At 55.3% G+C, this 16,897-nt stretch carries 9 protein-coding genes; 4 read left to right on the forward strand and 5 right to left on the reverse strand.

The features are described from left to right. The first annotated feature begins 955 nt into the window (after positions 1 to 955). Both Q0J85_RS14120 and Q0J85_RS14125 read left to right on the forward strand, forming a co-directional pair. The gene (locus Q0J85_RS14120; protein ID WP_294482803.1) at positions 956 to 2,428 is read left to right on the forward strand and encodes a sigma-54-dependent Fis family transcriptional regulator; all 1,473 of its coding nucleotides are present in this window, start codon (positions 956 to 958) and stop codon (positions 2,426 to 2,428) included. Next, positions 2,425 to 6,147 carry a DUF262 domain-containing protein gene (locus tag Q0J85_RS14125; RefSeq protein ID WP_294482805.1) on the forward strand — a complete coding sequence of 1,241 codons (3,723 nt, stop codon included), beginning with the start codon at positions 2,425 to 2,427 and terminating at the stop codon, positions 6,145 to 6,147. Before Q0J85_RS14120 ends, Q0J85_RS14125 begins: the two co-directional genes overlap by 4 nt. Before the next feature lie 134 nt (positions 6,148 to 6,281). Here Q0J85_RS14125 and Q0J85_RS14130 read toward each other — a convergent pair whose 3' ends face one another. The 5 genes from Q0J85_RS14130 to Q0J85_RS14150 form a co-directional block, all read right to left on the reverse strand. Beyond that, positions 6,282 to 8,318, reverse strand: a complete 2,037-nt coding sequence (locus Q0J85_RS14130) for a DUF6259 domain-containing protein (protein WP_294482807.1) — start codon at positions 8,316 to 8,318, stop codon at positions 6,282 to 6,284. 28 nt (positions 8,319 to 8,346) lie between these two features. Further along, positions 8,347 to 10,473, reverse strand: a complete 2,127-nt coding sequence (locus tag Q0J85_RS14135; RefSeq protein ID WP_294482809.1) for a hypothetical protein — start codon at positions 10,471 to 10,473, stop codon at positions 8,347 to 8,349. Positions 10,474 to 10,534: 61 nt separating this feature from the next. Then, positions 10,535 to 13,840: a hypothetical protein gene (locus Q0J85_RS14140; RefSeq protein WP_294482810.1), complete on the reverse strand. Its 3,306-nt coding sequence runs from the start codon at positions 13,838 to 13,840 to the stop codon at positions 10,535 to 10,537. A gap of 1 nt (position 13,841) precedes the next feature. Then, a complete protein-coding gene (locus Q0J85_RS14145; RefSeq protein ID WP_294482812.1) occupies positions 13,842 to 14,591 on the reverse strand; it encodes a type II secretion system protein in 750 nt (249 codons plus the stop codon). Positions 14,592 to 14,718: 127 nt separating this feature from the next. After that, positions 14,719 to 16,002 carry a LacI family DNA-binding transcriptional regulator gene (locus Q0J85_RS14150; RefSeq protein ID WP_367274669.1) on the reverse strand — a complete coding sequence of 428 codons (1,284 nt, stop codon included), beginning with the start codon at positions 16,000 to 16,002 and terminating at the stop codon, positions 14,719 to 14,721. Between Q0J85_RS14150 and Q0J85_RS14155 the strand changes: the two genes are divergently transcribed. Then, positions 15,959 to 16,306, forward strand: coding sequence for a hypothetical protein (locus tag Q0J85_RS14155; RefSeq protein WP_294482816.1), 348 nt, complete (start codon positions 15,959 to 15,961; stop codon positions 16,304 to 16,306). The two genes, Q0J85_RS14150 and Q0J85_RS14155, sit on opposite strands and share 44 nt — an antisense overlap. A 70-nt stretch (positions 16,307 to 16,376) precedes the next feature. After that, on the forward strand, positions 16,377 to 16,897 hold a 521-nt coding region (locus Q0J85_RS14160), incomplete at its 3' end, for an MIP/aquaporin family protein (protein WP_294482817.1).

Genomic DNA, 16,897 nt, shown 5'->3' on the forward strand with positions numbered 1-16,897 from the left:
CGGAACTTGAGCTACACTCATCCGGCTACGGACCAGAAGGTTTGGGGTTCAAATCCCTATGGGTGTACCATTTTTTTTTGCAATATTCAAATCTCTGGTATTGAACCCCACGAATTTTCTGTGTATTTTGAAGTAATGTGGTCGACATTTCGCCTCCCAGGTTTTCGTTTTCAGAGGCAAAAACTATAAGGCAAAAGTCGGCCTTTTTCCATCGATTCAGATTTTCAAAGCCTGTTTTGATGGAAATCGTGGCTCAAACCGGAGAAGAATCCAAAAGGAGTGTTGCAAAATCGAAAAATTAAGCAACACTCCAGAGGTGAAATCAGCTCCTGCTCACGGAAGCTCGCACCACTTTTTGAACTGCTTGCAACTTCCTGCCGTGGTGGAACTGGAAAGGCAGCTGAAATGCCGCAACTTGCAAGGATGGCTGCCCGTTTCACATTTCACCCGCAACGGCCGGGAACCTCTTACGAGCTCCCGTTCCCCGTCCCAGAACTGACAAAGTCCGCAAACCTTTGCTCCTTCGCAGCGATGTTCCATTTTCGTTTCCTTTCTTTTTGATTTTTGTTCTGCGTCCCGTTGAAAATACGGTGAGATGCCTTATTGATTTCCCGCAACCTGCGAATTACTCATAACCTTTTCGCCAGCAGTCGCGGTTTTTGAAAACTTACGCAAGAAAAATTAGCAAAATCCGTGCCACTTTCAGTTTGAGCACGCATCCATCGAAAAACCGACGACAGGCGCTCAATAAATAACCACATCCGGTCAAATTTCAATCCATGCGCATTCGGAACGCAACCCCCTGAAACAAAATCGCCACAGATTCTCCCTCCGGATTCCCCGCTGGCATAAAATCTGCTCATAATCGATCCCGAATGAACCGGATCAATTTGAAAATCCCTCTTCAACAAGCTAGATTACAACAAATAATATATATATTTGAGGATTGGCGACGATGGAGACTTTGATTCTGACCGGCTGGGGTTGGAGCGATTACGCCTGTGCGGCGGCGCTGACGCTGCGCCATTTCGGCAAAGCGGACATCCGCGGCGTGAGCACCCGGCGGCTGCCGGAGCTGCTGAACGAAATTTCCGGATACAAAACCATTCTGATTCTGGGTGTCGGTTTGACCGGCAATCCGGAACTGCTGCAGAAAGGAGTGGAAAAACTTCGCACCAAAGGATGCAATATCCGATGGATCAGCGCGCTGCCGTTTCCGGAAAATCTGCCGGCTCCCTTGCGTACTCTGCTCAATCCCTTCATCGACGAGGACGGCGTAACCGCTGCGGTGTCGAGCTGTTTCGGGATTCCATACGATGATCTGCTCCCGCTGGTCCGGGAGGAAAACGCCACGCCGGAGCTCCGGCAATTCCGGCAGCTGCTGGAGGCGGCGATGTACTTCTACCGCAACTATCAGGAGGAGAAGCCGTACAGCGATGCGATCCGCCACATCGCCCAATGCGATCCCGAATCGAAGTGGTCGGATTTCGAGCGGCAGATGCTCGAACATTACAAGCGGTTCGGCAACCGGGAACTGGCCGGAAAAAGCCATGCGATGCAGGAACTTCTGCATAAAATCAATCTGGCCGCCCCGCACGACCATGCCCGGGTTCTGATCTTCGGCGAGAGCGGAACCGGCAAGGAAACGGTGGCTCTGCAGATCCACAACAAGTCGCCCCGCAGAAACGAGCCTTACATTACCTTCAACTGCGCCTGCGTCGCGTCGCACCTGCTCGAAAGCCGTTTCTTCGGCCACGAAAAAGGGGCGTTCACGGGGGCGACGGAACGAAAGCGCGGACTCTTTGAACTTGCGGACGGCGGGACGCTGTTTCTCGATGAAATCGGCGAACTTCCGCTGGAAGCGCAGGGGATTCTGCTCCGAGTGCTCGAGGGGGGACGCATCATCCGGCTGGGCGGCAGCGAGGAGATCGAGGTGAATGTCCGGCTGATTGCGGCGACCAACCGCGATCTTGCGGCGATGGTGCGCGACGGGAAATTCCGGGAAGATCTGTTTCACCGGCTGAACGTGATACAGATTCTGGTGCCTCCGCTGCGGGAGCGTAAATGCGACATCGAACAGATCGCCAACGGCTACTGGCTCAAGCAGCACAAGCACCGGCTGACACCGGAACAGGTCGAAGTTCTGAAAACATACGATTATCCGGGCAACGTCCGGGAACTTTTCAATCTTCTGGAGCGGGCCTCCGTTCTGGACGAACAGGATTTCTCCCGGCTGCTTGCGGAACACAAACAAATGACGGCGAGTCTGGCTCCCGCCGCGACAGCCGAGCTTCCCGACGAGCTCGATGCGGCGACCCGGCTGCATGTGCGTCATGTATACGAAAAGTACAACAACAATCTGTCCCGTGCCGCCGCGGCGCTGAAAATCGCCCGTAACACAGCCCGCAAATATCTGGAGGAAGCATGAAAACCGTTGCCTTAAAAAAAGTCCGGGAGTTGCAGGACTTCCATTTTCTCATCCCGTTTTATCAGCGCGGATACCGCTGGAACGAACGGCAGATCAAGCAACTTCTCCTGGATATCGATTCGTTTCAGCCCACCGGCGGGAATTTCTATTTTCTGCAGGCTCTGGTGGTCGTAAAAACAGGCGATGCCTCTTACCGGGTGGTGGACGGGCAGCAGAGATTGACCACCCTGCAACTGATTCTGAATTACCTTGATGAAACTTCGCCCATTCAGATTGCTTACGAGCGGGGAGAAGCGACGGAACAGGGGCTCGACTTTTTTTTCAAGAAGAAGGCAGAGGAATGCATCAAAGAGTTTTTCAAAAACAAGACGGCCAAGGACAGGGAGGAATTCCGGAATAAAGTTCAGGACCAGTGCCGCTTCCTCTTCTACGAGATCCCGGCAGAGAAGGAACAGCAGACGTTCCGCGAACTCAACAGCGGAAAAATCTCCGCAACCGACTCCGATCTGGTGAAATATCTGCTGCTGAAACCCGGTTCCGACGAGGAAGCCGCCGTCACGCATGCCCGCGCCGAAGAGTGGGACGAAATCGAACGGAAAATGAACGACGATGCATTCTTCGCATTCATGACCCCACGCAACACCTGGCGCGAAGAGGATCGCATGACAATCCTGTTCCGATACGCCGGGTTTACCGTTACTCCCGGGTTGGAGGTTTTCCCGTTCCTGATGAAGATCGAGGAAAAGCTCGAAACCTCCTCCCGCGCCGAGGTCTGGAAGAAGATCAGCGCGGCCTTTCATCTGCTCGAGGAGTGGTTCCGTGACCCGCTCCTCTACCATGCGTTCGGCTGGTACGTTCACCGGCGCGGCGGTTCCGCTCCCGGAAAACTGGAGGAAACACGCTGGAGAGACGAACTGAAGAAATCTGCCGATTATCGCATTCCAGCCCCAGATGAAACAAGAGACGATTATAAGCAGGGGAATGATCCGCTCCATCGTTATCTGCTGCTTCACAACGTCGCCTGCTGCTGGAGTCGGCAGACGCGTTACGATTTCGTCCGCCACCGCAGGGTCGGGGTCTGGTCGCTCGAACACATCTTCGCTCGAAATCAACGAGATCTGACGATAAAAGAACTGGAACAATGGCTGCGGCTGCCGGGGTGTACTCAGCAATGGGAAGAATACCAGCAGGAGTGCCGGAACAATCAAGGCAACAAATGGCTCGCGGATAAGCTGGGAAAAAAATATCCGGCGGAGGAAGTGGACAACTCCATCCGCAATCTGGCTCTGCTTCCGCAGGATGCGAATGCCTCTTTCAACAACCAATTGTTTGAGGGGAAAAAAGAACTTGCCACTCAATGGGCGAAAAACAACTGGACACCCTACTGGATCCCGCCAGCGACAGAAGCGGTGTTTCAGAAATCCCTGCCGGGAGTCACAGACGTTCCCTATTGGTCAAACGAAGATAAAGAGGCGTATCTCAAATGCCTGACGAGTTCCATCAACTCCTTTGTGGAAGCCGTGACCCGACGCTTTTCCGAAGAAGAACCCGAGCGCTTTTTCGAGTTGCTGACCCGGTACCGTGTTGAGATTCCCTGCATTCAACGCCATTACGTGCAGGGCGCCGATACGCCGCGCGCCAGAGACGTGCGGACGAATTTTATCGAGACGCTCTATTCCGCCTGCACAAAAGGGACTCCCGTTCCGTTGCATTTCATCTACGGGCCGGTGAAAGACGGCGTCTTTACGCCGGTCGACGGGCAGCAGCGTCTGACCACGCTCTGGCTCTTCGCGAGATATGCCGCGGAACGTTCGTCCGCAGAAAAAAGATCCGCCATACTGCCGCTGCTTTCGCGTTTCACCTATGCGGAGCGCCCCTGTGCGGATCAGTTCTGCCGGGCGCTGACGACGCAGGCCATGGGCTGGCAACCCGATGTCGATCCGGCAGAATCCATCCCTGCCCAACCGTGGTTTCAACAGGAGTGGAAGCTGGACACGACGGTTGCTTCCATGTTGCGGATGCTCTCGGCCATCCACGGGAAATTTAAATCCGACGTACCGGAAAAGATCGAAAAGATCTGGGATTGTTTGCAGAATCAAATTACGTTCCAGCTGTTGACCGGCAACTTCCCGGACGATATCTATCTGAAGCTGAACGCCCGCGGACTTCAACTGACCCAGTGGGAGAACTTCAAGGGGCAATTCGCTGGACAGCTTGATGAACAATCCCGTTCTATTTGGAACGAGAAGATCGAAAAACTTTCCGACGCCTTTTTCATCCATGCGAAAGCTCTCCCCGACGACGCCTTTTTCGCGCTGGCGGCCAGGCTCGCGGTCGCACAGGCAAACATGCAAGACCGGAAATGCGGCGACCAGATCGAAAAACTTGCGAACCAGACGAACTGGAATGCAGATCTGCCTTTTGTCCCGTTCCATGAGTTCACGGAGATTCTTCCGGAGGCAGCCGGAGACGAGTTTGCGATCCATTATCTGCGGATGGTTGAGCAAATTCTCCAAAAGAACGAGGAGGAGACTGCAAAGTTGCCCTCGCCCTACTGGCAGAAAGAACGGAATCTGCTGCAGTCGGTATTTTACCCGCAAAACAGGAAAGAGCGGGAGTTGTCGACGCTCCTGTTCTTCTATTTCGCCCAAAACCGGACTCCCGCCCCGGAAGATTTCCAAAAAGCACTGCGCTGCATGTGGAATATCCTTGAAAACGTCAGTGTGAACCCGCAGATGCCGTATGCTCACATTGCCAGCTTCCGGGAACAGTTCATCAACCGGCGCGGCCCCTCTCTGTATCGGCATGAGAATCAGGATCATATCACGTCCGGCGAGGTCTCCCAGTGGGAGGAGGAATCGGTCAAAGCGGCCATCTATGCGGGAAAAGGCGGCGATGCCGACCTTGCGTTGCTCCAGCAGGCCGAGTGCAATCTGCACGGCCGCGTCCGGCTGGGAATTTTCGACCTGTCCACCGGGAAACCCGAATTCAACCGGGAACGGCTGGAAGAACTCAACAAGCTGTTTGACAAGTGGAAGGACGAAACGGCCCGACGGAAAATCGTTCTGACAATCGTGGCCGCCTCCCCTTACGAGTTGAAAGATGAGATCAAACTTGCGACGGATGACGCCAATCTTCTCGCGCTGCTGACGAACCGGAACGACAAGGCGCTTCAGAAATCCCTGTTTGAGTTGCTGGCGAACCGGAACGACAAAGGTCACGATCCAGACGTGCCCAAAACGTTTCTTCTCCGGGATTGGCGAGAATCGATTCTGACGCTCGCAGAAGCAGAAGAAAGGAAAAGCGCGACGGTTTCAATCTGGAAGCGGGTTCTGAAAAAACACAATCGCGGGGGCTATTATTTGTACAACTCCGCCTCGATCCGGGGAGCGCTCCCGGTCGGTGACTGGCGGATCGAACTGCGTCCCGATGGGAAACTGAGTGAATCTTATCGAAAACTGCGCGGAAAGAACGAACCGGACTGGGATTTTCTGCCCAACGACGGGGATTCCCACAACGAACATTTGTGTGACAACACCGTCATGCTCTACCTCCAGCCCGATAAGATCACCGTGCGCCGGAAAAAAGGCGACAATTTCGGCGAACATGAGACGCTCTGGCCGCTGGCAGATACACCGCGCGGCGAAACCGTCTGGACCGATATCGCAAACATCATTCAAAATTTCACCCCCGGGTCAGCCACAGTAAAGATCGGGTGAAATCTGGCCGAACTGCAAGAGGCGTGATTGGTTGCAGAGAACAGGGAAGAACTCAGGACTGCGGCAAGCCGGATTCGGCGCATGCCGAAACCCGGACAAGTGCAGGAAATTCCGTCCGGGTTTCCGGCTCCCTCCTACAACTGATGCACGGAGAGCGGCGCAAGCCGAAGCGGACAACCGTCAACCCGGCAGCATTGCTCCCGCGGCAGGAAGTTGACCAGAAATTCCCCCCGTATTCCGTCCCCGCTTTCCCACGCCGAATGCAGGAGTGAGGAAACTTCAAGCCGTTCTCCGGAACGCAGCACCAATTTGAAAGTGCCACTTTCAACCCGTTTCTGCGGCTTGACCATCCTGCCGTTCAGCAGCCACTCGGGATGCGCCTTGCGCACTGCATTCAGATTGCGGATCAGAGTGATCACATCATCTTGATCCGGTGCGGGAATATCCCACTTGACCACCCACCCCCAGTGAATTTCTCCGTTGTTCTTGAGCACGATGGAAAGCAACTCCCCCGCACTGAACGACCAGGCGATCCGGTACAGCAGATTTTCCGGGCAGGCCGCAAAATCAAACAGATTCCCCGCACCACATTGATTCCCCATGAAATTCGCCATCCGCTCATGGTGTATGTAGGAACTTGCCGGAACCGGGCGGCCGAAATCATAGCCCCAGACCGAACGGGCATCGTTGAACGGCAGCTGCCCGACATACGGATCCGCCGCCGCGGCCTCGCAGCCGATGACCATTTCCGATCCGGACGCCTTTATCTCATCGTGAATCTCCGCCAGCAGCGATCGCATCGTCTCGGTCTGCCAGGGGCCGGGCGCCGGAGGATGATGATGCGTTCGGCCATAGCACAGATAAAAGGCGCCACCGATGTTCTGATCGAAAAACTGAGCGTAGTCAAGACCGAAACGGGCCAGTTTCCCGATTTCATCTTTTACGATCCGCCGGGCTGTCTCCTCACTCAGGCAGAGGTCGAATCCAAGCCGCTGAGCGGTTTCGCCGTTGCAGATCGCGGCATCGATCTCGCCCCGCGGACCACGGATCATGATCGCCTCGAGATGGTCGCGTTCAAACTCCTCCTCCCGGCTGTAATCCGTGATCGAACTCGTCTGAGTCCACGCCGTGCCGGAACAGTAAACCCCGAGCAGATGATTCTCCCGGTGCAACCGATCACGGAACTCCGCCAGCATGCTCTCCCCGCCCTGCGGAGGCCAGACATAGGGGGGCGCCCAGGGCGCAGTTCCCTCCCAGTGCATCAGCAGCGGCATCAAACGGCTGTCGAACAGCTCCGCATAACGCCGGATCACCGGAAGCGCATTCCGGTATGGAAAATATTCGTTCGGAAGAAGTTCCCCCTTGTCGTCTCCATCACCGCGCACGGGATAGATCACGACGATCGGAGAGTCGCGAAAACACTCCGGAAGCACAGCCCCGGAAATCGCCGGCAGCCAGTTGCGATAAATCTCACACCCGTCCATCCAGTCCCCCTCGAAAACCCCGAGCACATATTCAAACGCCGACACGTAACCGCCGGTGGCGCCGGAGGTGAATGTCTGCAAACTCAGACGGACGCGTCCAGTGCCGTCAGGTGCGAATTCGACCCCTTTCGGACCGAACGCGGGATCGTGCGCCCCGAAGTAAAGCCCGTGTTGTTCATCATCGAAGTGAGCCAGAAACTGATGTTGACAGAAACCGGGATAAAATCCCCCGTAATTCTTATTCCGTTCAGGATAACCGAGCGGATGATAACGAAAGTATTCGCTGCGTTCGCGCCGCGAGGGGTCGGAAATCAAGACTCCCTCCGCATAGGGCCAGAACAACGTACCCCTCTCTGAAACCGCAATCTCCGGACCATCGAACCACTCCAGAATGAAATTCGCAGGAATGCCGTTTATTTCCGGAGTGAAGAAAACAAATTCGCTTTCAATGCGATGCCGGATCGTCACGGAAATTCCGGCAGCTTCGCCGCGACCGGCGTAATGACAACTTCCCGATTGCGCGGTGAAGACAAAATCATCCGAGGTCAGAATCTTCCGCTCTCCGTCCCGGTCCAGCAACGCAAGCTGAAATGCGTGCCGGGCGGGTAGAACTCGAGATGTTTCGCCGTCTCTGCCGAAAAATTCCACGCTGCCGTCGCGTTTGGAAAAAACGATTTTGAGGTTCATGAAAAAGCGTCTCCCGCTGTTGAATGAATCACATGCCGGATGTTGCGGCTTCCGCCGACAGGCCGGACGGTTGTTTCTCGGAAAATTCAAATGCCGAATCCCCATCTGCAAAGACGGCCAGAAATCGCTCATCGCCGTAACAGGCGGCAAAGCCGTCCCGAACCGGCCGGACTCCGGCGCGACGAAGGATCTCCCGGAATTCCCATTTGCTGAACAATGGAACCGCAAATCGAATTACCATACGGTTGTGCCGACGGCATTCCGCTGCCACGGGAGTTCCGTCGGAATAGCGCGCCAGAATCGTAACCCCCTCTGAGTCGGAAACATCGATCCTGAACAGCGGATATTCATGTTCTTCAAGTCGAAACCGCCGTTCCGGCAGTTCCCCGAACTTGATTCCGAACTCCGACGGCGGGACAAAGGGTTTCAACGGCAGACCGGATGAATCGGCGCCATACACCGCTTCGGAGGCGTACATCAGGAGAACCGGCGCTCCCGGAGCGAGTTTTCCGTCCAGGATCTCCAAAACATCGGAATCCGGTTCAAAGGAATTCAAAACGACCACAAGCTGATAACGTCCCAGCTCCAGACTCTTTAAATCGGAGGTGCGATAATGGTCGACCGTCACCGCACAGAGTTGAAGTTCGGTCAGCGTCTCCTGCATGAGATCGTGCTGCAGATCAAAACTCGGACGGTGATACAGAAACGCCTCATCGCTGGACAGGACCAGAACCTGTGCCGGGGAGCGGGTTTCAGAACGCTGCCGCAACCGGCGCGCGAGTTGTTCAAGTCTGCCGATTTCCGCCACGATTTCCGGAGAGTCGAACCAGCCGCCGCCGAGATCCATCCACCAGAAATTGTTGTGATACATCAGACATTTGGAGAATTCGCGCCACAACAGATAACGGGTTTCGGTCCAGTTGGCGGCGCGGGGGCTTTCCTGAGCGAGATGAGTGCGCAGATCCAGTTCATCCAGAAAGAGTTTTCGTCGGGTAATCGACTGGGCGCAAACCTGTTCCCCGCCGGGTTCCCCGACCCCTCTGCGGTAATAGCCGGCGGGCGCACAGAGGAAATCGATCCAGGGCGAATTCAAAACTTTCTCATAAGCGCAGTGACCGGCATAGGCCGCCCGGGGAAGCGTCAGATAATATCCATAGAAACCGCCAGCCGGTCTGCCGTCGACTTCTTTGGCCGTCCGACAGAGAAATTCAAGCGATTCCGCGTCTTTCTCACAGAGAAAACGGTCGTAATCGATGCAGATGCGGGCCGCCGGGGAGATGCGGAAAAACTCTCCGGCATTCCGGGTCGCTCCCTGCCGGAGGGATGGGGGCGGCGGTTCAAGATTCTCCCGGGTCAGATCCGGAAGCTGCCAGACTTCACGCAGATGTTCCAGCGATCCATACCGTTCGAGCCCCCAGTCGAAAAACGCCTTTCGATGGGAGATCCCGAAGTCTCCCGTCCGCATGACCGGCTGATTGAATCCGCCCCATAACGCGGTTTCGCCGCAGTTGCCGTAAGCGATGTGCCAGCCGATTACCATGTCATGCCATGGGGTTTCCTGAACATGCCGGATCAGCCGGGTCAGCGCGTCGGCCGCGTCCCTCCGCCAGAGTTCCGAGGAAAAACTCTGATTGGCAATCACTCCATTGCGGTTGGGACGGTCGTCGTGAAAACCGATCGCATAGTAGCCGTCGCCGTCGTATCCCAGAATGTCCTGCCGCAGACCTCCGGCGAGATTCCGGATTCCGGCCCGATCCCGGGGGCCGTCAAAATAGACGCAGAGCTCCTCCGGATGGTTTTTCCCCCAATCCAGCGGGGCGTTGAATTTGACGCGGGGGAGATAGCGCACCCCCGGTCCCAGCGAGGCTATCGCGGCCAGCACCCGGTCTGTTTCGGTATAGTCGAACTTTCCGTCTCCGATCCAGCCTGAAAACAACAGCGAGGAGTGGAGCTTCACTCCATGGTCGAACATCTTGCGATGATAACGAAGCATTCCGGCGGTGTCGTAGAACCGAATCAGTTCTCCGTCGGCATCGAAGCGCGGCGGATCATAGGTGAATCCGAGCCTGGAAAAGAATGCCGAATGTGAGGCGAGCTCCAACAAATTCGACTCCTGTTCCTGAGATGTACACATTTGATCTTTCATGGGTTTCATGAGCGACAACTTCCTCCCCGGACAACCCGCGACACCGCGGATTGTCCGGAAGTCGTTTGTTTTATGGTTCTGCGATCAACTCGTATACACATACGGCTTGATCTCCGATGAAATTCCGGATGGAAAATGAGATCTCGCCATCATCGCCGGGACTCACTGCAACCGGAAAAAGACGTTTTCCTGTGGTGGAGCAGGCGTAGAGCTTCATCCCGGCTCCTCGTTTCAACGTGATGTCGGCACTGCCGCGCCTCATGAGCATGGTATCCGTCCCCCAGTCGTCGACAATGGACATGCCGCGGTCCAGAAAACGCATTTTCTCCCCCTTGAGATCGGTCAGGTGACAGATGAAGATCCGGCGGCTTTCCGCCAGCGGTTTACCGTCATGGGCGGCGATCAGAACCGCGCCGAAGGTCTCCCGGATCTTCACACGGGCAAAATTGCCGTCCAGTTCCGTCCCGGCATCGCCGAGAGCCGCTTCGCTTCTGTCGGTCGTGACTTTGAGGCTTTTCCGGGTGGAGACAAGCTCGATTTCACCGGTTTCGGCGGAAAACCGCCCCGTGTTCAGGTCGATGAGCCTGGCGGGAAGAATCTGTTTTTTCACCATCTCCGCGAGGATGTCGGACGTATAACGTCCGGAGAATACCGGTTTCCCGTTTATGTCAGGCAGCGATTCCGGAGCGACGAACGCCCGGGTTCCGGCCGGGATCGGACTGCCCTGAACCAGCATGCCGGTTTTCACCAGCAGTCCGAGCCGTTGCATAACCTCGGGAAATTTCCGCCACTCCGGATTTGCCGGCAGCACCTCGGGAACCATCATCGGGATCGCCGTTGTCGCAGAGCGAACGTCGCCGCGCAGGAAAAAACAGCTGCCGGCCCGCATCGCCATAAGCTGCAGCGGATCATTGCCGAAGCCGAACCCGCCCATTTTGGCGCGGTCTGCCGTGATTCCCCACTCGAAACGGCAGAACCCGGCATAATCCTGAAGTGCGCCGTAAGCGCCGGTCAGAAATGCGCCCTCGACATTGTAGGGGTTCGGATCGACAAAATTCCACTCCGTGATGGTGTAAGGCATACCGAACATCCGGGCGGGAAACATGACATTGAGTCCGCCGGCAAAAGCTCCCGTCGCACTGGCGGAGGTGATCGCGACCGGCGGCATCCAGAGTTTCCGGAGATAGGTGGGGTGTCCCCAGTACATGTGGTTGTCGGCGAATTCCAGATCGTTACGCATGATTCCGATGCGCGGATCGCAACCCACGTTGATATCGGTGAGCGGAATTCTGATCCCGAGTTTCCGGATCTCTTCGGCCAGTTCGGTTACGCAAGTGCGGGTTTTCTCCATGACGAAGCGTTCCCGGAGCATGTTCCGGTTTTCCGGGGTGACGGCGAGGTCGTTTTCCTCGGCATACACGGCGAATTGCCGGTCGATGACCTCCTGCAGCAGCGGAGTACGTTCGACTGAATCCGGAAGCATGGTTTCATTGATCAGACCGATGAACGCAAAGGCCGGATCGTCTTTCCAGGCCAGACCGGTATAGGGGTTGACCGGATCCATCAGGGATCGGGTGAAAGTTAAAAAATCGTTCCGCACCGCCGGATCGAAGAGAACCAGAGCCTTGTATTCCATGGGCGAAAATCGACGGTCAGGATAGCCGAACGCCTTGCCGTTCACAAAGCGGTAGGTGTACAAATCCAGAGTCAGATAGATCCCGCGTTTCCGGCAGGCGGCGACCAGATAATCGATCCGGTCGCGACGTTCCGCAAAATCGGTGATTTTGCAGTAGGTTCCAGCCACATATTCCTGATCGAAGTGATGCAGCCGCACCAGGTTCATACCGGCAGCGGCGATCCGGTCGACCATCCGGTCCGTCTCCGCATGGCTGAGGAAGTTGGCCAGAAAAGTCAAGTTTGTCCCCCAGAACCGCACCGGGATCCCCGGCCTGGCCTCGAATTCAAAATGCTCTCCATCGACACGGCAGAATCCATATTTTCCTGCAGGTGCGTCAAGCAGATTCGAGAAATCGACGATGGAACCGGGAATCACGTCATTATCCTGCGCGATGACGCCCCAGGCGGCGTCAGCCCTGATCTCGATGGGACCTGCCAGCTCCGGTTTCATCTCGGTTTTGGCAACCGAAGCCGCAACAATCATCCAGACCGCGCCCCGGCTCCGAAAACACAACTCCTTGAGCGGTAGATCTTTCAATGGAATTCCCGTTGCGTACAGCCCGATATTCGAGGTCGCATTGACATTTTCCCAGACGACGACACCGTTTTTCATAGAAGAGGGGAACCAGAAATTGCCCGTATCGACTCCGTTGCGCAACTCAACCCGTTGCCGGGAGTTGTCCGCATAGACGATTTCGACTTCGCCGCAGACCTGGTTGACTGCCGGAGGCCAGGCCAATCCGTTGAGAAGAAAGAGCATCCGCCCCCGGCAATCGACTGCGACCCGGGCTTCGGCCGGGAAATATTCTCTCTGCGGACCGCGAAGCACAATGCAGGATTTCCCCTGATTCTTCTCCGGGTCCACGATCCGGAATGTGACGCCTCCCATGATCTGGTCGCCGGGTTTCATCATGGAAAGGTCGTTGTCGGGTCCCTGATCGGTCCACCCGCCTCGTTGATCATCGGCGCATTCATCCTTGAACCCCATATTCATCGCGCCGGAAAGATTCAAAGGAACGACCTCATATGGAACCACTTCAAAAGAAAATGCAGCCTCCGCATGCCGGATTTCTCCATTCATTTTCGGGAGAAAGCCAAGTCGCAGCTGCGCCTGATTTTCCCCGTATTTCCGATTGTCCTGCCACATGGCGGAAAACCGTCCCCGAATGATGAGGATTCCAGATGGCAGCGGCAATTCCAGAGTGTTGAGTTTTTTTGTATCGCTCCAGATCTGCCAGTGCTTCTCATCAAATTTTTCGGGAATGGAAAATGGTCGCCCGTTGTATTTCGGCGTGCGTTTCAGAAGTGTTTCCACAGGGAATGTGGCGCAAAGTCCGAGCGTGGCAGTCGGAACCGGCGTGTCGGAGTCCAGCTGATACTCGATCTCGAGGCGGTCAGGCGCGGGAGAGTGCACGGTCTCCGCATAGCGGAATATTCCATTGGCGACTTGAAAAGTTCCAGTGCGTCGAATTCCTTTTCCGGCGATGTTTCCCCCCCCTTCTCCGGGGAGAATCACACTGCGACTGCTCTGGATGGCAGCGGACCAGGAATCGCTCCAGTGAATGATTCTGAAATCGCTGTCTCCGACATGGATGGCGCCGTCCGCGTCGCGGGAGATCGTCATCGGCTGCGCCGCGGCCGCCAGCAGATTGCCGGCGGCAAACGCGACGGCGAGAATCGTGAAAAAATGGATCTTCATATTAAAAACGATCCCATTTGGACAATCCCTGCTGACCGGTATAAGGCGTCGGCAGCCAGGTCGCGGATCTGGCTCGGAACACGGCTCCATCCGCATCGGCCATGGCGATCTGTACTCCGGGGATTCCCGGCTTGGGGAGCGTCTCCGTCACGACGTGGCCATCAACCCATAACGCGTTGATCGTCCGATTGTTATTGTGTCCTGGGTAGACTTGACCGCCATATGCGTTGGTGTTGACCACGACGTAACCGTTCGTGATGCAGTAACCCGTATCTTCGATAGTGGAAGTGCTTCCCCGCCTCGCCTCAATTTGCAGAATGGTATCTGAGGGATTTCGGACCTGCGTGATCTTGCAGTCACTCAAAAAAGCATAATTGAACGCATAATGCGTCCCATAGGCGAAGTTATTTGAATTCCAATCGGTTATGTTGGTCTGCTGTGTGCCGACGATCCACGGACTGGTTTTCTGATTGGGGCAGGCAAACGTGGGAACCGCCAGCATTCCAGCCTTGTAAAATGCGTCACCCCAGGTCTGCGTTATGGCCGTAAAATAATCATCGTTGGTGGATTGATAAAGACTCCAGCTCAAACCGTGCTGCTTGAGATTGTTGGCGCAGGAGATGGTTTTCGCGCGTTCCCTCGCCTGATTCAGCGCCGGCAACAGCATGGAAGCAAGAATTGCGATGATCGCAATGACAACCAAAAGTTCTATCAATGTGAAATTCCCAACTCTTTGCGTGATGTTTTTCATCTCATTCCCTTTCATTTATCTGTCAGGCGACTTCCGATTGCAGATCTCTTGTCAACCGGTTACATCCGGATCACGACTCATTATTTTGCGACCACTCTTTTCCATGACAATGGAAGCGGATATATGTTCAGCGGCATACCGCATTTCCGATTCTCGAAACCGATTCGCGAATCACGAGCTCATTGTGGAAGACAACCGGATCAGCCGGCGCAGTGTCGCCCGCGAAAATCTGATCCAGCCGCTCCATGATGGCGGCGACCATGCGTTCAAACGGCTGCCGGACAGCGGTAATCGGCGGAGAATAGTAATCCAGAACGCTCGGCAGCTCTTCCATGATCAGCGACATTTCCTCGGGAATCCGCAGTTTCATGATGTGGCTGAGCAGAAAAGGAATCCGCAGTTCGTCTTCCGAAAAAACGATGAGTCCCGTAACTCCGTTTGAACGGGCCCGCAGCAGAATGTTGTCCACCGGTTCGGAGTCGGTGAATGCAATGAGGTCGGAGCACAATCCGAATTTGTCCATGGTTTCCCGAAAGCCGGCGGTGCGCTCCTGCATCCCCCAGTCGACAATGCTGCCGACGGCTTTCTTGAAACAGATCAGCATGATGTTTCGGTGCCCCATGGTCAGCAGATACTCCGTCGCAAGCACGGCACTTTGCCGATGATCGGAGTATATCTCATAGAAATCCCCCGTTCCGAGCGGATTGTTGAGCGAAATCACCGGAACGGAATAAAGCGAACTCACCCGATTGACGCTCTCGTTGTAAGCCAGTGAAATGATCGCGTCATAATGATCTTCCTCCGGCCAGTCATCCTGTCCGCTCTCGAGCAGACGAATCACGCAGTTGCGCTGCACCAGTTCCTGCATGGTCAGGCGCAGCAGCTGCGTGACATAACTCGTCAATTTCGCGCCGGAAAGATCGGAAACCAGTACGCCGACCTGAGGAATGCGCTTGCGCATCGTGAAATTCACCGCCCGCGCCGCAGCAAGCACCCGCGCCCGCGTTTCCGGCGTGACCCGGACGGAATTCGTCAAAACCCGGGACACCGTACTCGGAGAACATCCGGCTTTTTTCGCGACAGTATAAATGCTTTGTGAACTCATATCGTATCTCTGAAAATGTGTTGCATAATGCATGAAACTTGTTGCATTAATATTATGAAACATTCCGGATGAAAAGTCAAGACCCGATCGGAAAAAAAAAATGTTTTTTTGATATCGAAAGGGATGGGCGGACCTGAAACCGGCTGAACACCGGGCGGAATGATTTGCATTTTTCATCTCTTGCGTTATATTGAGATCATGTTTTTTCACGAGGCGGATTGAGTTCTCATACGATGATCGGAGGTGATTGAACTTGTGCCGGATGAGTGATGGACAACGCCGACTGCGCACAATTTCCACCATCATCGTGTTATTGCTGCTGCAGATTTTCAATGAACTGGACTGGAACTGCTTCGTCGACACCCATGTTCCGGAGTGCGGTGACAACTGTCGTTCCGAACATCGAACGGAAATCGTCTGTCCGCAGGATATGAATGACACGCTGGACTCGGTCAGGCTGCAGACAACGACGCCTCCGTTCCCGTTCTTTCTCCTGCCGGCGTTGCCCGGAAAACGCTCACCGGAATCGGTCCGGCTCCCGCAGTCACAGCGACTGCGGACGAGAACTCCCGGGGAAACACCGGAAAAACCGGTCCCGCAACGCTGCTGAGAAACTCCCCCTGTTTCATGCGACAGGAATTTTTTTCAGATTTTTTTAGAAACAGCAATGGAGGAAACATATGAACGCATATCGTAAATATCTGGTGGAATTCATCGGAACTTTTTTTCTCATCCTGACGATCGGCTCGACCGGAACCTTGAACGGGTCCGGAGTCATTCCGCCGCTGGCAATCGGCGGAATCCTCATGGTGATGATTTATGCCGGCGGCCCGATTTCCGGCGGCCACTACAACCCGGCGGTGACGCTGGCCGTGCTCCTGCGCGGCGGCATGCCGAAACGCGACGCCATTCCATATATGCTGGCCCAGGTTCTCGGCGGCATCGCCGGCGCATTGGCGGTGCTGGAGTTTAAACACAATCTCTCTCCGGTTCCGCCGTTCAATTTCCGAATTCACGACCTGCTGCTTTCGGAGTTTCTTTTCACGTTCGCTCTGGCATACGTCGTATTGAATGTCGCGACGCTCAAGAAAAACGCCGGCAACTCCTACTTCGGACTGGCGATCGGCGGAACGGTGATGGCGGGAGCTTTTGCCGTCGGCGGAACAGTCTGTTCCGGAGCATTCAATCCGGCGGTCGAAAT

Source organism: uncultured Victivallis sp. (genome assembly GCA_944389935.1).
Classification (GTDB): domain Bacteria; phylum Verrucomicrobiota; class Lentisphaeria; order Victivallales; family Victivallaceae; genus Victivallis.